This is a genomic window from Megasphaera stantonii, assembly GCF_003367905.1.
Taxonomy (GTDB): Bacteria; Bacillota; Negativicutes; order Veillonellales; family Megasphaeraceae; genus Megasphaera; species Megasphaera stantonii.
Genome location: NZ_CP029462.1, coordinates 2,211,815 through 2,230,154, shown reverse-complemented (window position 1 = coordinate 2,230,154; position 18,340 = coordinate 2,211,815). Strand labels below are relative to the sequence as shown.

The 18,340-nt window shown below is 51.8% G+C and carries 18 protein-coding genes, 1 tRNA gene and 1 riboswitch; of the genes, 3 read left to right on the top strand and 16 right to left on the bottom strand.

Annotated elements, in window-relative coordinates:
• Position 1: 1 nt before the first annotated feature.
• Genes DKB62_RS10575 through DKB62_RS10565 form a run of 3 tightly spaced genes read right to left on the bottom strand, consistent with a single transcriptional unit; the run spans position 2 to position 2,002 of the window.
• Positions 2-1,183 carry a phenylglyoxylate dehydrogenase gene (locus DKB62_RS10575; RefSeq protein WP_107196627.1) on the bottom strand — a complete coding sequence of 394 codons (1,182 nt, stop codon included), beginning with the start codon at positions 1,181-1,183 and terminating at the stop codon, positions 2-4.
• Positions 1,184-1,186: 3 nt separating this feature from the next.
• A complete protein-coding gene (locus DKB62_RS10570) occupies positions 1,187-1,453 on the bottom strand; it encodes a 4Fe-4S binding protein (RefSeq protein WP_107196626.1) in 267 nt (88 codons plus the stop codon).
• 12 nt (positions 1,454-1,465) lie between these two features.
• Positions 1,466-2,002, bottom strand: a complete 537-nt coding sequence (locus DKB62_RS10565) for a 2-oxoacid:acceptor oxidoreductase family protein (protein ID WP_157949742.1) — start codon at positions 2,000-2,002, stop codon at positions 1,466-1,468.
• A 242-nt stretch (positions 2,003-2,244) separates the two neighbouring features.
• Between DKB62_RS10565 and DKB62_RS10560 the strand changes: the two genes are divergently transcribed.
• Both DKB62_RS10560 and DKB62_RS10555 read left to right on the top strand, forming a co-directional pair.
• Entirely contained in the window at positions 2,245-3,015 is a 771-nt protein-coding gene (locus DKB62_RS10560; RefSeq protein WP_087476921.1) for an IclR family transcriptional regulator, read from the top strand.
• Between the two features lie 142 nt (positions 3,016-3,157).
• Positions 3,158-4,603 (top strand): amino acid permease, encoded by a 1,446-nt coding sequence (locus DKB62_RS10555; RefSeq protein WP_087476920.1) that lies wholly within the window; start codon positions 3,158-3,160, stop codon positions 4,601-4,603.
• A gap of 57 nt (positions 4,604-4,660) precedes the next feature.
• Here the strand turns inward: DKB62_RS10555 and DKB62_RS10550 are convergent, their stop codons facing one another.
• Complete coding sequence (locus DKB62_RS10550) at positions 4,661-5,122, bottom strand: hypothetical protein (protein WP_087476919.1); 462 nt, start codon at positions 5,120-5,122, stop codon at positions 4,661-4,663.
• 304 nt (positions 5,123-5,426) lie between these two features.
• On the opposite strand from DKB62_RS10550, the gene DKB62_RS10545 reads away from it, so the two are divergent.
• Entirely contained in the window at positions 5,427-6,416 is a 990-nt protein-coding gene (locus tag DKB62_RS10545; protein WP_107196804.1) for an IS30 family transposase, read from the top strand.
• A 71-nt stretch (positions 6,417-6,487) separates the two neighbouring features.
• On the opposite strand, the gene DKB62_RS10540 is transcribed toward DKB62_RS10545, so the two are convergent.
• The 12 genes from DKB62_RS10540 to ilvA all read right to left on the bottom strand — a co-directional run bounded on the left by DKB62_RS10540 (position 6,488) and on the right by ilvA (position 17,694).
• Positions 6,488-7,612, bottom strand: a complete 1,125-nt coding sequence (locus DKB62_RS10540) for a DUF362 domain-containing protein (RefSeq protein WP_095630373.1) — start codon at positions 7,610-7,612, stop codon at positions 6,488-6,490.
• A 123-nt stretch (positions 7,613-7,735) separates the two neighbouring features.
• On the bottom strand, positions 7,736-8,911 hold the full coding sequence (locus DKB62_RS10535; RefSeq protein ID WP_107195577.1) for a phosphoribosylaminoimidazolecarboxamide formyltransferase: 1,176 nt from the start codon (positions 8,909-8,911) through the stop codon (positions 7,736-7,738).
• 61 nt (positions 8,912-8,972) lie between these two features.
• Positions 8,973-9,050: riboswitch (ZMP/ZTP riboswitch) on the bottom strand.
• Between the two features lie 80 nt (positions 9,051-9,130).
• A complete protein-coding gene (locus tag DKB62_RS10525; RefSeq protein WP_107195576.1) occupies positions 9,131-9,754 on the bottom strand; it encodes a DUF1847 domain-containing protein in 624 nt (207 codons plus the stop codon).
• A gap of 28 nt (positions 9,755-9,782) precedes the next feature.
• Positions 9,783-10,130, bottom strand: coding sequence for a hypothetical protein (locus tag DKB62_RS10520; protein WP_107195575.1), 348 nt, complete (start codon positions 10,128-10,130; stop codon positions 9,783-9,785).
• Positions 10,131-10,167: 37 nt separating this feature from the next.
• On the bottom strand, positions 10,168-10,986 hold the full coding sequence (locus DKB62_RS10515) for an MBL fold metallo-hydrolase (protein WP_198643458.1): 819 nt from the start codon (positions 10,984-10,986) through the stop codon (positions 10,168-10,170).
• A gap of 13 nt (positions 10,987-10,999) precedes the next feature.
• On the bottom strand, positions 11,000-11,824 hold the full coding sequence (locus tag DKB62_RS10510; protein WP_107195579.1) for an Asp23/Gls24 family envelope stress response protein: 825 nt from the start codon (positions 11,822-11,824) through the stop codon (positions 11,000-11,002).
• A gap of 9 nt (positions 11,825-11,833) precedes the next feature.
• Positions 11,834-12,640 (bottom strand): PHP domain-containing protein, encoded by an 807-nt coding sequence (locus DKB62_RS10505; RefSeq protein WP_107195573.1) that lies wholly within the window; start codon positions 12,638-12,640, stop codon positions 11,834-11,836.
• Entirely contained in the window at positions 12,637-14,088 is a 1,452-nt protein-coding gene (locus tag DKB62_RS10500; RefSeq protein ID WP_087476912.1) for a leucyl aminopeptidase family protein, read from the bottom strand. The genes DKB62_RS10505 and DKB62_RS10500 overlap by 4 nt, the downstream gene beginning before the upstream one ends.
• 161 nt (positions 14,089-14,249) lie before the next feature.
• Positions 14,250-14,325: transfer RNA gene (locus tag DKB62_RS10495), tRNA-Lys, on the bottom strand.
• Positions 14,326-14,498: 173 nt separating this feature from the next.
• Positions 14,499-14,885: a RidA family protein gene (locus DKB62_RS10490; protein ID WP_087476911.1), complete on the bottom strand. Its 387-nt coding sequence runs from the start codon at positions 14,883-14,885 to the stop codon at positions 14,499-14,501.
• Between the two features lie 171 nt (positions 14,886-15,056).
• Positions 15,057-16,451: an amino acid permease gene (locus tag DKB62_RS10485; protein WP_087476910.1), complete on the bottom strand. Its 1,395-nt coding sequence runs from the start codon at positions 16,449-16,451 to the stop codon at positions 15,057-15,059.
• A 22-nt stretch (positions 16,452-16,473) separates the two neighbouring features.
• Positions 16,474-17,694, bottom strand: a complete 1,221-nt coding sequence (ilvA, locus tag DKB62_RS10480) for a threonine ammonia-lyase (protein WP_087476909.1) — start codon at positions 17,692-17,694, stop codon at positions 16,474-16,476.
• Positions 17,695-18,340: the final 646 nt, after the last annotated feature.

Genomic DNA, 18,340 nt, shown 5'->3' with positions numbered 1-18,340 from the left:
CTTAGTCCTTCAGCAGCCACTTGACGGGCCGTTCGCCATTTTCTTCTTTATGAGTTTCTAATTCATCTATAAGTCCTGAGATTTCCGTTAAAGAAATGTCAGCGCCGCCTAAGCCGCCGATAGCCGAGAAATGACAGTACGACGCGCCCTGATCGGCAAGGGCCGCCTTGACTTCCATGTGCATCGGCCCCTGGCTCCAGCCGAAGGATACGCTTCTGTCGAGAACGCAGAAGGCTTTCTTGCCCAGCAGGGCTTTGGCGATGCGTTTTCCCGGGAAGGGCCTCGTGAAGCGCAGGCGAATGAGGCCGACTTTGACGCCCTTTTCGCGGGCCATGTCGACGGCGTCCTTCGCCGTGCCGCTCATGCCGGCAATGGTAATCAAAACGACGTCGGCGTCGTCGAGTCGGTATTCTTCAATCGCGCCGCCGTAAGACCGGCCGAAGGCGGCGGCAAATTTCGCGTCTACCTCTTCCAGCACGGTTAGGGCCCGTTCCATCGCATCCAAATGGCTCTTTCTGTATTTCATCAGCAGCGGGCCGGCCGTCAGCGGGTCCAGGGCCAGCGGCTTGTCGGGATTTAAAATAGGATTCCAATCGGCGCTGTAATGCGGCAAGAAGGCGTCGACGTCTTCCTGAGCGGGCAGTTCCGCCCCTTCCGTCAGATGGGAGCTGTAAAAGCCGTCGTAGCACACGTTAATAGGCAATAAGACCCGCGGATCTTCGGCCAGCATGTAGCCCTGAATGATCATGTCGATGATTTCCTGATTGCTCTCGCAGAATACCTGCATCCAGCCGGCCTCGCGGACGGACATGGCGTCCTGCTGGCCGCTCCACACCGTTTCTGGCGACGTCATTTCCCGCGTCGCCAAGGCCATGACCATGGGCAGGCGCAGCGTAGCCTGCCGCATATAGGGTTCGAACATCAGCGCCAGCCCCTGGGCGCTCGTAGCCGTAAAGACCCGTCCCCCTCCGGCAGACGCGCCCTGGACGGCGCTCATGGCCGAGTGCTCGCTTTCTACCTGAATCATCGTCGAATCCAGCCTGCCGTCGTATATCATCGCGGCTAAATGTTCGACTACCTTCGACTGCGGCGTAATCGGATAGGCCGCTACCAAATCGGGACGGCACAAGGCCGCCGCTTCCGCCGCCGCGTCGTTCCCCGTCAATACTACCTTTCTGCTCATCGTCTAGCAGCCTCCTTCCGGTACCATCTCAATCGCCCCGCGCGGGCATTCCTGGGCGCAGATGCCGCATCCCTTGCAGTAGTCATAGGTAATTTCGTACGTATTATCTTCACGGCCGACGATGGCGTTCACCGGACAGTACGTCAGGCACATGCCGCATTCCACGCATTGTTCCTTATCCATGACCGGGCGGAATACGCGCCACGACGCCGTATCCAAAATGTACATCCCCGTATCGCCGACTGGCGTAATATGCTGGCGTTCGCTCATAGTTTCTCCCCCTTACTTGTATTCCGCAGCGCTGTCGTAAGCCCGGACAGCTGCTTCCTTATTCTCTGCGCCAAAGGTATGCTCAATCTTATCCAACAGCGTATCCTTATCCACCAAGCCTGTCGCCTTGGCAAAAGCGCCGAGCATGGCCGTATTCGGCATGTTGCGGCCTAACAGGCCTTCCGAAATTCCCGCGGCGTCGACGAGCCATACGCTGCCGGCCTGAGGCGGAAGGGGCAGCTCTTCCCGTGTTTTAGTCGTATTGAGAATCACCATACCGCCTGCTTTCAAGCCGTCGAAGGTCTCCGGCGCCGACACGAGGGAATCGTCAAATATAATCAAGATATCCGGCTCATAGACCTGCATACGGCGGCGAATCGGACTGTGAGACAAGCGCAGATACCCAAATACCGGCGATCCCTTCCGTTCTACGCCGAAAAAGGGAATAGCCTGTCCGTACAGCCCTTCGGCTACGGCCGCTTCCACGACGAGCTGCGACGCTTTGACCACGCCCTGGCCGCCGCGGCCCTGCAAACGAATTTCCTTCATAGTTTCATCTCCTCGCTTATTCATATAAAGATACTTTAGTTTCTTTATGTGAACTTTATATTTCTATATTAGAATGATTAAAGTTATGTGTCAATGAAAAATATGATATATGAGAAAGCGATATTTTCCGCCTCTTTATGATGTGCCCGCGTCATATCTATAGGTCTCTTACGGTGAGTATGCTATAATAAAAATGATTTATACATTGTACATAAAAACTACCCCCGCAAAGGATACTGTATATGAAAGAAGACGCCTCGAATAAAGAAAAATATATACTCACCTCTGTAGACAATACGCTGTCTCTCCTAAATCTCTTCTTCGACTATGAAGAACTCAGCGTAAACGACGCGGCCAAGCTGCTGGGCCTCAGCCGCAGCACAGTGTTCCGTTTCATGGTCACCTTGGAAAACCGCGGCTTTTTATCGAAGACCGACCACGCCACCTATCGTCTGGGCCTCAACATGTTTTCCCTAGGCATGCTGGCCTATAACCGCATGGAGCTGGCTGCACTCATCCATCCCTACCTGCAGGACATCGCCCGGCAGACGGGAGAAACGAGTCATTTAGGCATTGTCGACGACGGCATTCACATCATGTTCATCGACCGCGCCTTAGGCACGTCGCAGCTGAAAATGGAAACGGCCCTGGGCTATCGTCAGCTCGCTCACCACACGGCATCGGGCAAGGCGATTTTAGGATTTCAGTCCGACCAGGTCATACGAGAATATATAAAAAGAGTCAGCTTCCAAAAGCTGACCCCTGCGTCTCTCGGCGATGCCGGCGAGCTCCTCCACCTTCTCGACCAGGTAAAAAGAGAGGGCTACGCCTGCGACAACGAAGAAAGCGAACTCGGCCTGACCTGTTTTGCCGTCCCTATCGTCGACGCAACAGGACGAGCTGTCGCCTCCATCAGCATTTCCGGCCCGACGACGCGCATGAAAACGCATAAAAAATCGCATATTGTCCTGTTGAAACATACGGTTGACGAATTGTCCAGGACATTGCGTTAAATGCCTGCTCCAGCGTATTTTATTTTCAAATTTGGTATAAACCCTGATGAAACCTTTAATTGTCAACAAGAAAAACATTCGCTATAATATACAGGTAAGTTTTTTTTTACTATAGTAATACTATAAAAAAGGTTGTGATTGAATGAAAGAAGAACAACAACAGCTGCGCCGTAGCTTAAAAGCCCGCCATCTGAATATGATCGCCATCGGCGGCGCTATCGGCACAGGCCTGTTTGTCGCCGGCGGCGAGACCGTCAGCACAGCCGGTCCGGGCGGTGCCCTCGTTGCCTATTCCCTCATCGGCGTCATGGTATATTTCCTTATGACCAGCTTAGGGGAAATGGCAGCGTACCTGCCGGTCAGCGGCTCCTTTGAAACGTATGCCAACCGCTACGTCGATAAATCCTTAGGATTTGCCTTGGGTTGGAACTATTGGTTCAACTGGGCTATTACCGTCGCAGCCGAACTGGTTGCCGGCGCCCTGATTATGAAATACTGGTTTCCCGATGTCCCGGCAGCTGTATGGAGCGGCATTTTCCTGATTATCTTATTTGTCCTTAATTATCTTTCGACCCGCTCGTACGGTGAAAGCGAATTTATCTTTGCTGGTATCAAAGTTCTGACAGTATTAATTTTCCTCTGCGCCGGCGCCTTCCTCATTCTGGGACTCGGGCCCGAGCCGTCGCCGGGATTCGTAAACTGGACGGTCGGCGATGCGCCCTTCGTCGGCGGATTTACCGCCATGCTGAGCATCTTCATGGTTGCCGGCTTCTCCTTCCAGGGAACGGAAATGATCGGTATCGCTGCCGGCGAAAGTGAAAATCCGGAAAAAAACGTTCCCCGTGCCGTTCACTCTATTTTCTGGCGTATTTTGTTATTCTATTTAGGAGCCTTCGTCGTCATTGGGTTCCTCATTCCCTATACGGACCCGAATCTTCTCAATTCGAGCGTAGAAAATATTTCTATCAGCCCCTTTACGCTGGTATTTGAACGCTTCGGCCTGGCTGCCGCCGCCTCGATTATGAACGCTGTTATTTTAACAGCCGTATTATCTGCCGGCAACTCCGGCCTGTACGTCTCGACGCGTATGCTCTACGCCATGGCCCAGACCGGCCAGGCACCAAAATGTTTCCTCAAGCTGAATAAGCGCGGCGTTCCGTCGTATGCGCTGTTCGCAACGGTTATCTTTGGCCTGGCAGCCTTCCTTACGTCGCTCATCGGCGAAGGCAAGGCCTACGACTGGCTCGTCAACATCAGCGGCATGGCCGGCTTTATTACCTGGATCGGCATCGCTATTTGCCATTACCGCTTCCGCCGCGCCTACGTGGCCCAAGGCAAGGATTTAAAGGAATTGCCCTACAGAGCAACCTTCTTCCCCTTCGGCCCCCTGCTGGCCCTGCTCATGTGCATCATCGTTACGGCCGGTCAGAACTACTCGGCCTTTACGGGAGCAGAAATTGACTGGTACGGCGCCAGTGTCGCCTACATCGGCATTCCCGTCTTCCTCGCCGTATACCTGTATCACAAGGTAAAACACCATACGAATATTATTCCGCTGGACGAAGTAGACTTGTCCCGCCATAAATAAGACAAACAAAAAAAGGCACGCGAACGTTATATATGATTCGCGTGCCTTCTTTTTTTCCTACAGCATCTGTCCGGCATGTACATCGCCCCCTGCATGAGCTGCAGCCATCTTAGCTCTCTTCTCCGCGTTGTGCTTGCCGAACCAGTGGATGCGGCATTCGCGGCTGCAGAAAATCCGCCGCCGGTCCAGCGGGTCCGTAACGAGGACATGCTTTCCGCATTCCCGACAGGAAAACTTGCGGTATACCGTGACGGCCTTTACTTTCTTCGAATGTTTCCAGTACAGCTTTTCGCAATGCTGGGAGCAAAACTTCATCCTGCCGTCCGAATGATCCCGTACTCTGACGATGGTACCGCATTTCAGACAGCGGAATTCACGAATTACCGGAGCCGTAGCCGGAGCGGCGGCCCGGATATCGTTGACGCCATGACGGTTGGCATACCGCCGGCATTCGGCGCTGCAGTATTTCTGAATAGATCGCCGCGGCGTAAATTCTTTCCCGCAAATTACACAATTCATCGCTTCACTTCCTCGCTCTCTCGTCATACGCCGTCGGCGACATGCCGCATCGTCAACTACCAGCGTACGTTTTAATATATTTATAATTTACATTAATGGTTTCATAATATTTTTTAATATATAACTACATTATATAGAGAGTGCCCGGAAAAATCAATTGGTTTTGATAAAATAAATACAAATTCTTCAAAAGCCGTTTTTTTCAGGCGAATTTACAATACAAGTGCAACACCTATAAAAAATGACACATAGGTTTCTGATATAATAATGCTACCAAACAAAATCTATATCTCGGAGGAAACCTATGTGCCACTATCATCATCTTACTCTATCTGAACGAGAAAATCTACTCTTTTTTCGCGCGCAGTCCTATTCTATCTCTCGAATTGCGGCGGCCCTCGGCCGAGATAAATCCACGATCTCACGGGAACTACGCAGAAATACAGTGAACGGCAAGTATCTGCCCATCACCGCACAACAACAGTATGCCCGCCGCCGTAAGGCATGCAAGCCTCACAAGCGGTTAGAGAATGCCGAGCTATTCGCATTGGTTAAAAATCTCTTCCTGGTGCATCATTGGTCCCCAGAAGAAATTGCCGGACGCTTGCAGCTGGAACATCAGAAGGCACTCCTTAGCTATGCAACGATTTACCGCGCCATATATGCCGGTATGTTTGATGAAACGTCGTCCTCCCATGGGTCCCGCGGTGCGGTCCGCCGCTTGCGGCATCATGGAAAATCCCGGCATACCCGGCAATATCAGGAACGACGGGGTTCTATTCCCATCTCTCACGATATTTCGGAACGGCCAGCAGGAGCCGCTAACCGCTCCCGGCGAGGACATTGGGAATGTGATACCATAGCAGGAAAGACAGGAAAAGCCTGTCTGGTTACGTTGGTAGATAGAAAGAGCCGGTATCTGGTAGGAGGCAAAGCAGCCAAAAAGACAGCACAAGCCGTCAATACGGTATTGCTTCAGGTACTGCAAGGGCAACCTGTAAAAAGCCTTACGCCGGACAGAGGAAAAGAGTTCGCCCATCATGCCGCTGTCACGGAGGCCTTGAACGGCGTGCCGTTTTATTTCCCGCCGCCGCATCAGCCCTGGCAGCGGGGAAGCAACGAAAATACCAATGGCCTAGTCCGAGAGTATTTCCCGAAAGGGACGGACATCACACTCGTTCCAGAAGCCTATGTGCAAGCTGTTTTTGCAGAACTAAATCGCCGTCCCCGAAAATGTTTAGGATACAAAACGCCATACGAAGTACATTACTCTAAAAAGTTGCACTTAGCTTGACAATTCGCCCATTATAAACGAAAAGCCCCGCCTGTACAAATGCAGGCGGGGCCTTCCGCATAGGCTTCGGCTTATTTTACCGTAATTAATTCGTAGTCTCTTACGCCAAGGCCGATTTTTTCAGCATGGCGCAGCGTAGCTTCCCAGTTGATATCCGGATGAACGTCGAGGAAATGGTCGTGGTGGCATTCCCAATCGGGTTTCGCCAGATTATCGGACAGCTGGCTGTTCGGCAGCGGCGTGGCCTTTAAGCAGGCGTCGACGCAGGCCTGGTCGAGGGCAACCGGGTCGAAGGAAGCGAACATGCCAATATTCGGCAATACGGGCGCATCGTTTTCACCATGGCAGTCGCAGTTCGGCGAAATGTCCATGACCAGGTTGATATGGAAGCACGGGCGGTCCTGGCAGACGGCCTGAGCATATTCGGCCATCTTGTAATCCAGTTTTTCACTGGCGTCCCACTGCACCGTGTGAATGGCGTCGAAGGCGCAGGCGCCGATGCAGCGGCCGCAGCCCTTGCACAAATCTTCGTGAATATGGGCGATGTTGTCTTCGTATGTAATCGCATCGGAACCGCATTCGGATGCGCAGCGGCGGCAGCCCTTGCACTTCTTGGCCTTGACAGCCGGCTTGCCCGACGAATGCTGTTCCATCTTACCGGCGCGGCTGCCGCAGCCCATGCCGATGTTTTTAACGGCGCCGCCGAAGCCGGTCATTTCATGGCCTTTAAAGTGAGCCAGGCTGATAAATACGTCGGCGTCCATAATAGCCCGGCCAATCTTGGCGTTCTGTACGTATTCGCCGTTTTTAACGGGAATTTCCACTTCATCCGTACCGCGCAGGCCGTCGCCGATGATAATCTGACAGCCCGTCGTAATCGTATTATAGCCGTTCAGGTTGGCACAGTCCAAATGTTCCAACGCATGCTTACGGCTGCCGGGATACAAGGTATTGCAGTCCGTCAGGAAGGGCTTGCCGCCTAATTCTTTAACCAAATCGGCGACGGCTTTGACGTACTGCGGGCGAATCGACGCCAGACAGCCCAATTCGCCGAAATGCATTTTGATGGCAACAAATTTTCCTTCAAAGTCAATTGTTTCGATGCCGGCTTTCTTGCACAGCTTCTGCAGCTTCATCAGATTATTTGTACCTACTTTACAGCGAAAATCCGTAAAATATACTTTTGCTTTTTCCATAACCTACCTCCCGATAAACTCATTCTCATAAACATCTTCATTGTATCACATGAAGTACGCTCTAAGTCAAGGAGAAGAAAATTATAAAATAAGCGTCCCCTAAGGGGACGCTCTTTTCATATCTTAGTGGTGGAACAACCGCAAGCCGGTCATTGCCATAGCAATATTGTATTTGTCACATGTTTCGATGACATTGTCGTCGCGGATAGAGCCGCCGGCCTGAGCGATGTAATCGACGCCGCTGCGGTGGGCCCGTTCTACGTTATCACCAAAGGGGAAGAAAGCGTCGCTGCCTAGCGCTACGCCGTGGAGCTGACCGATCCAGGCTTTCTTTTCTTCTCTCGTAAGGGGTTCCGGCTTCTGAGTAAACAGATTCTGCCATACACCGTCGGCCAGTACGTCTTCGTAGTCATCGGAAATATAGACGTCGATAGCGTTGTCGCGATCCGGGCGGCGCACGTCATCGCGGAACGGCAGGGCCAATACCTTCGGATTCTGGCGAAGCCACCAGATATCGGCCTTATTGCCGGCCAGGCGCGTGCAGTGAACGCGGGACTGCTGGCCTGCGCCGACGCCGATGGTCATGCCGTCCTTGACGTAGCAGACCGAGTTGGACTGCGTATATTTCAGGGTAATCAGCGCTACGAGCAAATCGCGCTGCGCCGCTTCGGGGATGTCTTTATTTTTCGTCGGGCGGTTCTGGAACAAGTCGGCCGTAATCTTGGCGTTATTGCGTTCCTGTTCAAAGGTAATGCCGTACACATCCTTCGATTCGACAGGCTGGGGAACGTAATCGGGGTCGATCTTCAGCACGCAGTAGTTGCCCTTTTTCTTCGTCTTGAGAATAGCCAGGGCTTCGTCCGTATATCCCGGAGCCACGACGCCGTCGGATACTTCCCGTTTCAGCAGCGTCGCCGTTTCAGCGTCGCAAATATCCGACAAGGCGACAAAATCGCCATAGGAGCTCATGCGGTCTGCGCCGCGGGCGCAGGCATAGGCCGAAGCGAGGGGAGATAATTTCAAATCGTCTACATAATAGATTTTTTTCAGCGTATCGCTCATGTCGGTCGCGACGGCAGCACCAGCTGGGCTGACATGCTTAAAGGACGCCGCGGCGGGAAGGCCTATCGCTTCCTTCAATTCCTTGACCAGCTGATAGCTGTTGAAGGCGTCGAGCAGATTGATATAGCCCGGACGGCCGTTCATGACTTCAAAGGGCAGTTCGCTGCCGTCTTTCATGTATACTCTTGCCGATGATTGATTCGGATTGCAGCCGTATTTCAATTGCAATTCTTTCATTAGTATTACCTCCTGAAAATAAGAAATTTCCTGGCAAAAATAAAAATACCGACACTTCTGGAACCTTCGCCCAGACGGTCGGCTGTAATGAACCATGCTCCCCGTGGTAGCTCCACTTCCGTCAGTCACATGCTTCTGTTTCATTATACAAGGCGCAGCCGCCCTGTGTCAATGGGAAACCGACAAGGGCGGAACCTTTTAGCGATATGCTCGCTCGACTTATAATTTCGTCTTATAATAGGACTGGCTGGTATACAATGCCGCTACGGGATTATGGCCCGTCACGCGGTCCTTGACGACCAGCGTCGTCGTCAGGGCTTCGGAATATTTGTAAAATAAGCTGTCGTGGCCGACGCACAAGCCCATGACGATATTCATATCCGTATGCTTGGCATTGAGCATCTTGGCCTGGAGGATGGGATTGCAGGCGTTGACGCCGACGGCGTTGCATTTTTCATCAATTCCCAGCTCTACCTTGGGAACGGCACCGGCCTTGCAGGCCATTCCGAAGACTTCAAAGCCGTGCTTGCGCAGAATCCCTGCCAGCATCCGCGTTTCCTGTATCAGGCCGACGCAGGTCGCAATGCCGATTTTATGGAAATTCATGCGTTTGGCAAATTCAATCGTCTCTTGGACGCGGCACCACTTCAAATAACCGTCGCATTCGACGCCAGCCGCCGTTTGCATGACCTTACGATTGTCTTCTTCCTCATACAGAGCCAGAGCTTCCCGTTTCACCTCTTGATTCATATGCGTCGTCACGCAGAAATCGGGATATTCCTTGTTCATGACGTTGCAGTTCACTACGCCGCAGTCGGCGCAGGAAAGGGTTCGTTCTGCCATTGTCTTCACAACCTTTCCGTTTACTATACTATTTCATAATCAAATATAACAGCATTCCGTTGAGGCACACCCAGGGAATCCAGGCGATAATCCCCATAAAATGCATAAAGCCTTTTCCCTTGCCGCCTTTATAGGCCAAGCCGGCCGCAACAATCCCAACAAACAAGCTGACCAGATAATAGACGGCGCTCCACGCCAAGGTATAAAAGAGAAAGGCCAGAACCGCCGGCGTACCGACGCTGCGCGCTATCGAACTGATGCGCAGCATAATCGGGTTTTGCAGCGCATAGGCCGGGTCCGCGCTGAGTTTGCAGTATTTATAATTCCAAAAATATAACAAGCCCGTTACCAATCCGCAAAGTATAAGCTGTATCATCGAACGACTCCTTTTATATAATCCATCAGTCTGCGCTTCAGCGGCTGAGCGCAATCCGCTCCATATCTTCTGGGACATACACGGAACCACCGTAATAGGCCTTCGCTTCTTCCGTGTACAGCCTCTTCCGGCTGCTGCCGGTCTTTTCTTCCGTATGGTACAGCACCAAACGCGCCGCGCCGAGAGCGGCCGCCGTTTCCGCCGCGTCCTTGACGGTGCTGTGGTTCTTCTCATAGGGCCGGAAAGCTTCCCTATGCTCGTATAAGCAAAAGGCCTCGGCCAGCAGCCAATCCGTTCCTTCGGCGTACTGCCGGCAGCGCTCGTTATACGGCTCGTCGCCCAAGCAGGTCAGCCTCATGCCATCGGGGAAGGTCAACAGGTATCCGAATTGCTTGGCCTTGGTCGAGCAGATATCGAAGGCCGTAAGGGACAGGCCGAGAAACGTTACAGTGTCGCCGTCTGCCACTTCGTGAATGCAGATATCCTTGCCAATGCAGGCAAAATCCTTCTTCTTAAACATCATTTCTGCCATAGACAGCAGCATCTGCTTCACTACGTCGTGACAATAAATATGAAACTGCCCGTCATATGCGCCGGAGCTCATCAGCGATGCGATCTTGCGCATGACCCAGAGGACGCCCATGATATGGTCCGTATGGCCGTGGGTCACAAACATATAATGCAAATCCGCATAGGCAACGCCACCGTCCTCCAACCGCCGGAAAATGCCGTTTCCGCCGCCGGCGTCGGTTAAAAACCATTGTCCCTCAGCCGTACGCACGGCAAAGCACGTGTTATACCGGCGCACAGCCATCGCATTTCCCGTTCCCAACATCAATAATTCTGTACCTGACACGCTATCTCCCCTTCTATCGCGGTACGACGCCGCGAACTGTAATTTTCAAAATCTCAAAGGACATGCCCGTCGTATATTCTATATCCTGCTGCAGTCCCTTTTTGATAGTGCTCATGAGTTTTTTCAGATTTTCTCCGTAATATACCGTTACGACTAAAAATACGGCCAGTCCGTTCCCTTCCGATTCGCGGTTCTTATCGATCCGCAGGCGGTTGACCTTTGCCAATCCGTCTATCTGCCGCAGGCGGTGGATAATCAGATGCTCCAGCATCTCGTTGGAAAAGGTCAATTTCCCATAATAGCTGAAAACGGGACGTACGACAGAATGCTCGAAATCCGGAGCCTTTTGGTTCCGCCGGGTCAGCAGGGAATGGATGGGAGCCAGCAAATACCCGCGGAAGCGCGGCTTGAGCTCCATCGTCGGCACGGGAATGATGTGCTTTCCCTCGTTGATGCGAATCGTCCGGGCCTTTTCAATTTCGACGGGACACGACACGTCTTCTATGCGAATGTACGAGTCCGCTTCGGGCAGCCCCAAGGCTTCGCAGATTCGGTGTATCATATGCTTCGACGTTCCTAAAATGAGGAGCTGGTCCGGCTGCAGCTCGTCCAGCGCGTCTTTTACGCTTTGGGCGTGCTCCTGCTGCAGAAAGATCGCCCGGCGGACGGCTTTCATGCGGTTCGTTTCTTCCTTGGCCGAGCGGCCGGCAACGATGCGGTTTTGATAAATCAGCAGGCCGTCGTCAATGATACAGGAAATATGATGGTCGTACGCCACGTCCAGGGCGTGATGACTTTTTCCCGTACCGCTGGCTCCGATAAATCCGATGACTTTCATAGCGTTCACCTATTTCTTCTTATATTGCAGCAAAGGCTCTACACGCTCCGTATCAAAGGAGAATATGCCGACCTGCTCCGGATAGCGCCCCGTCGTGCCGTGGAAATCCGAGCCGCCGCCGACATACCAGCCCTTTTCCTCGGCGACGGCTAAAAATTCTTCATAGCGCCCCCGATTCTTCGGATGATATACCTCGATGCCGTCGAAGGAATGCGTCAGTACGTGGGGCAGCGCCGCGTGAAGCAGCCCCGGATGCGCCAGCACGGCCAAACCGCCGGCCTGATGGATCAGCTCGATGCATTCGTCAATCGACTTGCGGCGATAGGGCACGTAGGCCGGGCCGCCGCGGTATAATATCGCAGCAAAGACGGCCGTCACGTCGGGAAAGTACCCCTTCGCCACGAGCATACGCGCGATGTGGGGCCGGCCGATAGTGCCGCCGCGAGCTAATACGCCTTCGATTTGCTCCCTGTCGAGGACATAGCCTAAGGACTCACAGCGCTCGACGATTTCCATGGCCCGCATCTGACGGCGCAGCTTAAACTGCGCGCAGTACTCCTGCAGGGCAGCATTTTCCGTATCGAGGTAATAGCCCAGAACGTGGACGTCCTCGCCGTCATAATCGGAGCTCATTTCCATCGCCGGAATGAGGCGGACGCCAGGGTTCAGCCGGCACCCCGTCGTATAGGCATCAATCGTGTCGTGGTCGGAAATAGCCATGACATCCAGCCCGGCCTGGACAGCCAGATTCGTCAGCTCCTCGGGAGTATACACGCCGTCGGAGCAGGTCGTATGCATGTGCAAATCGACTTTCACTTGGCTCCTCCTTTCAATAATTCCAAAATGGACTTGACGCCCACGCCGGTCGCGCCGAAGAAGCCCGTTTCATCCTTCTTCTCACAAAAGGCCGTACCGGCAATATCCAGGTGAATCCACGGAATATCGGGATGAACAAACTGCTTGATGAACAAGCCCGCCGTAATCGCGCCGCCGTCGCGGCCGCCCGTATTCTTGAGGTCTGCCACGTCGCTTTTGAGGAGGTCTTCATATTCCCGGTCAGCCGGAAGCTGCCATACCTTTTCGTGAACCGCCGCGGCTACGTCGAAGAAACGGTTCATCCATTCCTGATGGTTGCCGATCATGCCGGAACGCACCGTTCCCAAGGCCGTTACGCAGGCACCGGTCAGGGTAGCCAGATCGATGAGCTTCGTCGCTCCCAGCTCCTGAGCATAGGACACGGCGTCGGCCAGGATCAGGCGGCCTTCAGCATCGGTATTTTTGATTTCCACCGTCTTGCCGCCGTACATCGTCAATATATCGTCGACGTGGTAAGCCATACCCGACGGGATATTTTCCACCAGCGGAATCACAGCGACGACGTTGACGGGATATTTCAGCAGCATGAGGGCCCGTATGACACCGACAGCAGCAGCCGCGCCGGCCATGTCGTCCTTCATGAATTCCTGATTGGCCTGGCTCTTGATGGATAAGCCGCCGCTGTCGTAGGTCACGCCCTTGCCGACGATACCCAGCATGTCCTTGCTGTCCGGGTCGCCCTTATAGGTTATCGTCATGAGCTGCGGCGGGTTCATGCTGCCCTTGCCGACAGCGACGATACCGCCCATCTTCCGCTTTTCCAGCGCCCATTTATTGAGCATCTCGACGGTAATATTGTCGCCCTTGACGACGGCCGATACGATTTCCGAAAATCGCCGCGGCGTCAGCTCATTCGGCGGCATGTTGACCAAATTACGGGCCATGTATACGCCTTCGTATATGGCGGAATACATATAGCACATCGTATTGAAGGCCTTGATTTCCAAGCTCGACGTAACCAGGTTGATGCTGCGGACGGTCCGCCCCTTCGCATCGCTCTTATAATGCAGAAATTCGTAGTTCCGATATAATAAGCCGTCGATTAAGGCGCCGATATCCATTTCCAGCGTGTCGACCATGACGGCCAGCTCCGACACGCCTTCGGCCATCGCCGCGGCCATGAGGCGCTTCGCCGTCAGAAAATCTTCATACGTAGCGTACCGTATGGGTTTCTTATGCAATCCAATCAAGAAATAGGTCTTACTCCGGCCTTCCGTCAGGCAGTGAAACACGCGCAGGGACGTATAATGCATGACGTCTTCATGCGCTTCCACATAGGCCCGAATCAGTTCCCCGTCTTCCTTAGGAATGCGGGATAAAGCCAGCATCCGCGTATCGACGCCGATCGCCACGACGTCCATACTGCCGTTACTGTTGCAAGTAATCATGATATATCTCTCCTCAATCCATCATATAGCCGTCCGTATGATTTTATTATAAACATTATATATACAGATTCATTATACCGTCCTGCCGCCTGTAAAATCAAGAATAGAGCATTTTCTGCAAAAAAAATACCTATGCAGTGATGTTCTGCATAGGTAGTATGTGGTGGACCGTCAGGGGATCGAACCCTGGACACCCTGATTAAGAGTCAGGTGCTCTGCCAGCTGAGCTAACGGTCCATGTCATTTCTTTCTCCAAAGGACGTTTTATATATTACACCATCTGATAAGAAAATGCAAGCCTTTTTTCAAAATTTGTCAAAAAATTTTTCTCACATCCAAATGCCTCTCCGCTTTTGACCAAAAAAATCTCCGGCTGCGCGCCGGAGACTTTTTTTCAAGGCTATGTCAGATTATTTGCCGCAGTATGCGATAACTTCGACTTCTACGAGAGCGCCCTTCGGGAGTTCAGCGACTTCTACGCAGGAACGAGCCGGCAACGTTTTGTTGAAATATTTAGCATATACTTCGTTAACAGCGCCGAAGAAGCTGATGTTAGCCAAGTATACCGTCGTTTTAACGACATCGTCATAGGAAAGGCCAGCGGCTTCCAAGATAGCGCCGACGTTTTTCATGCTCTGTTCAGCCTGAGCCGTAACGCCGCCTGCTACGATTTTGCCCGTTTCCGGAACGAGGGGAACCTGACCGGATGCGAAGAGGAAATCACCGGCTTTGATAGCCTGGGAGTACGGGCCTACTGCGCCCGGAGCGTTTGTCGTGCTAATAACTTCTACTGCCATGATGATACAACATCTCCTTTTGATTTATTACTGTGAGTATTCTATATTATATCTTACTTTGTCCGTTTTGACTAGACAGTAAAATAAATATATCTGTCATAATTTAAATCCAATTAAAGCAAGTATCATACAGAAGGAAGCACGCAGACGCATGCTTCCTTTTAGTATGAATTAGTGTTTTGCTTTTAAGGTGCCGTCTTCATTATATTCGTTCTTACGATATCCAGCCAGGAAATATCCGGCCGTAACGATGATCATGAAGGTCCAGCCGGCGATGAGGGACATACGCGTATCGGGGTTGACCCACATGCCGATGGTAACGAGAACGAGGAAGATAAGGCAGAAATAGTTAGCGTACGGGAAGAGCGGCGATTTGAACGGGTGTTCAGCCATCGCTTTTTCACCCCAGCGTTTGCGGAAGTTCTTCTGCGAGTAAGCCAGTACGAACCAGGCAACCATGCCGGGGAATACGCTGGCGCTGTAGATGTACAGGAACAGCTTGGAATCCGGAATGAGGTAGTTCAAAACAACGCCGAAGAGCAGGCAGGCCAAGGTGACCATGATGCCGTGCTGCGGTACGCCGTGAGAGGACAATTTGCCGAAGAATTTCGGAGCCTGGCCGTTTTCAGCCAAAGTGTACAACATACGGCCGGAGCTGTAAATACCGCTGTTGCAGCCGGACAATGCAGCCGTCAGTACGACGAAGTTGATGATGCCGGCGGCGGAGGTAACGCCTACTTTAGCGAAGGTCGTTACGAAGGGGCTGCCGAGCATGCCCAGTTCATCCCAAGGATACAAGGTGATGACGACGAAGATAGCGCCGATGTAGAAGATAAGAATACGCCAAACGATGTTTTTCGTAGCTTTGCGCAGCGTTTCTTTCGGGTTCTGCGCTTCCCCGGCCGTTATCCCGACGAGTTCGACGCCCTGGAAGGCTGCCGCGACGACGCACATTGCGCTGATCATGCCGCCGAAGCCGTTGGGGAAGAAGCCGCCGTGAGACCAGAGGTTGGAGAAACCGAGGGGTACGCCGTTGTTGCCGAAGCCGAACAGGATAATCATCGCGCCGACGACGAGCATGACGACGATAGTCGTAACTTTGATAATAGCAAACCAGAATTCGAATTCACCGTAGTATTTAACGGCAGCCATGTTGGCCAAGGTTACGATGAGCATGCCGCCTAAGGCCGATATCCACTGGGGAACGTCGGGGAACCAGAAGTGAACGTAAATGCCTACGGCCGTTACTTCCGAAAGACCTACCGTAACCCACAGGAACCAGTAGCACCACGCCGTCAAGTAACCGGCAAAGGGACAGATATACTTATGACCATACGTAGCGAAGGAACCCGTTACCGGTTCCAGATAGAGCATTTCGCCCATGATACGCATGATGAAGAACATAACCAAACCTGCCAATGCATAGCAGAGCAATACGGACGGACCGGCAGTCTGAATCGTGCTGGCCGAGCCCATGAACAGGCCGACGCCAATCGTACCGCCCAGGGCGATCATTTCCACGTGGCGGGGTTTTAACCCACGCTCTAATTTGCTGTTGTCTTCCATGATAAAGTCCTCCTTTTAGGGCTTATTTCAACGTAACGTGATAGTGGTTGTCTTTCAGCGTTTCAAACAATGTTTCTACATGTTTTTCGTTAGCCGTTTCCAGTTCGCACGAAACTGCCGTGTAGCCCATGCCGATGTTGTGCTGGCTGCGTTCATGCGTGATGGAGAGGATGTTTGCGTTGGAATTGGAAATGATGGAAATCAATTTAACCAATTCGCCCGGCTGGTCGGGAATGACCGTTTCGAAGAAGACTTTGCGCCACGAACGGAGCAGGCCGCTGTTGATGACGCGGGACATTCTGTTGACGTCGATGTTGCCGCCGCTGACCAGAGCCGCTACCTTCTTGTTGCGGATGCCGGAAACCTTGCCGTTCATGAGAGCTGCAACCGGTACGGCGCCGGCGCCTTCTGCAACGGTCTTAACGCGTTCGATGAGCCAGAGGATTGCTGCGGCAATTTCCGTTTCGTCGACTGTTACGATGTCGTCGACATATTTCTGGCAGATTTCATAGGTCAAGTCGCCCGGCGTTTTTACCGTAATGCCGTCAGCTAAGCTTGCTTTGCCGTCGACAGTCAAAATCTGACCTTTTTCAATAGATTCTTTCATGGAAGGCATGTTAGCCGTCTGTACGCCGATAATCTTGATTTTCGGGTTGATGTTTTTAGCTGCGACAGCCAGGCCGGAAATCAATCCGCCGCCGCCGATAGGAGCTACAATGACGTCGATATCGGGAATTTCGTCGAGAATTTCCAGGGAAATCGTGCCCTGTCCAGCAATAACCTGAGGATCGTTGAAGGGATGTACGAAGGTGTAGCCGTATTTTTCCGTCAATTCTACGGCTTTCGCAGCAGCTTCGTCGAAGAAATCGCCGTGGAGAACGACGTTTGCGCCGTAACCGCGCGTAGCAGCTACTTTCATCAACGGAGCATGTTTAGGCATGCAGATCGTCGACTGGCAGCCGTATACGCTGGCAGCTAATGCAACGCCCTGTGCATGGTTGCCTGCCGATGCGGCGATAACGCCTTTTTCACGTTCTTCCGGCGTCAAGGAAGCCACTTTGTTATACGCGCCTCTCAGCTTGAAAGAACCGGTGCGCTGTAAGTTTTCCAATTTCAGCCATACGTCGCAGCCAGCAACTTCGCTGACAGAGGTCGCATAGGACAAGCTAGTCTTCTGGGCAACGCCTTTCAACCGTTCCTGCGCTTCCTTGACCATCGCAAGGGTAACTCGTTCTTCACTCATAATTATTCCTCCTAAATATATAAAGACATGAGATATGCATAAGGCTCATTACATCTATCCGAAATGAGCAATTCGCTTTTTACATCTTCACTATACCTTTTTTTCTGTCCACTGTCAACAGATTTGTTCCATTTTTAACATTCTCAAAATATGCTCGTTATTGCTTTATTATCTTACGTTTCAAGGCCTATATTCGTTATTTTAAGGTATATACTGTTTAAAATTTAAAAGTTTTTACACTTTCTCTCAGTTTTGTGTCTCTTTCAAAAATACACATAAATGTGCCTACGGGATATATGTCATATTCGTACACATACTTATGCTCCCATGTATTTTCATTATATTCCATTATTTTCATCAACATAGCGCCTCTATTTTGCCGTTTTTAGAAAATTATTATCATATTAATGGGGCATATATTGCTGAATGACTCTTCAATACAGCCGCATGGCAGAGATAAAATATTCAAAAAATCTTCATATACATTACGTTCTGGAAATATCTTCTTATGAAACGGCGAGCCGATAAAACCAAATTCTTAAGGGCGCCATCCCATTACGTTGAAAAATAAGGGCTGTACGGCAAAACAGCTGCCGCAGGCTATTGTATTTTTTCAAAATAAGTGTATAATTATTTCATGTTCTAA

Coding starts and splice junctions, on each gene's coding strand:
- DKB62_RS10575 (WP_107196627.1), bottom strand. CDS start 1,183: ATGAGCAGAAAGGTAGTATTGACGGGGAACGACGCGGCGGCGGAAGCG.
- DKB62_RS10570 (WP_107196626.1), bottom strand. CDS start 1,453: ATGAGCGAACGCCAGCATATTACGCCAGTCGGCGATACGGGGATGTAC.
- DKB62_RS10565 (WP_157949742.1), bottom strand. CDS start 2,002: ATGAAGGAAATTCGTTTGCAGGGCCGCGGCGGCCAGGGCGTGGTCAAA.
- DKB62_RS10560 (WP_087476921.1), top strand. CDS start 2,245: ATGAAAGAAGACGCCTCGAATAAAGAAAAATATATACTCACCTCTGTA.
- DKB62_RS10555 (WP_087476920.1), top strand. CDS start 3,158: ATGAAAGAAGAACAACAACAGCTGCGCCGTAGCTTAAAAGCCCGCCAT.
- DKB62_RS10550 (WP_087476919.1), bottom strand. CDS start 5,122: ATGAATTGTGTAATTTGCGGGAAAGAATTTACGCCGCGGCGATCTATT.
- DKB62_RS10545 (WP_107196804.1), top strand. CDS start 5,427: ATGTGCCACTATCATCATCTTACTCTATCTGAACGAGAAAATCTACTC.
- DKB62_RS10540 (WP_095630373.1), bottom strand. CDS start 7,612: ATGGAAAAAGCAAAAGTATATTTTACGGATTTTCGCTGTAAAGTAGGT.
- DKB62_RS10535 (WP_107195577.1), bottom strand. CDS start 8,911: ATGAAAGAATTGCAATTGAAATACGGCTGCAATCCGAATCAATCATCG.
- DKB62_RS10525 (WP_107195576.1), bottom strand. CDS start 9,754: ATGGCAGAACGAACCCTTTCCTGCGCCGACTGCGGCGTAGTGAACTGC.
- DKB62_RS10520 (WP_107195575.1), bottom strand. CDS start 10,130: ATGATACAGCTTATACTTTGCGGATTGGTAACGGGCTTGTTATATTTT.
- DKB62_RS10510 (WP_107195579.1), bottom strand. CDS start 11,824: ATGAAAGTCATCGGATTTATCGGAGCCAGCGGTACGGGAAAAAGTCAT.
- DKB62_RS10500 (WP_087476912.1), bottom strand. CDS start 14,088: ATGATTACTTGCAACAGTAACGGCAGTATGGACGTCGTGGCGATCGGC.
- DKB62_RS10490 (WP_087476911.1), bottom strand. CDS start 14,885: ATGGCAGTAGAAGTTATTAGCACGACAAACGCTCCGGGCGCAGTAGGC.
- DKB62_RS10485 (WP_087476910.1), bottom strand. CDS start 16,451: ATGGAAGACAACAGCAAATTAGAGCGTGGGTTAAAACCCCGCCACGTG.
- ilvA (WP_087476909.1), bottom strand. CDS start 17,694: ATGAGTGAAGAACGAGTTACCCTTGCGATGGTCAAGGAAGCGCAGGAA.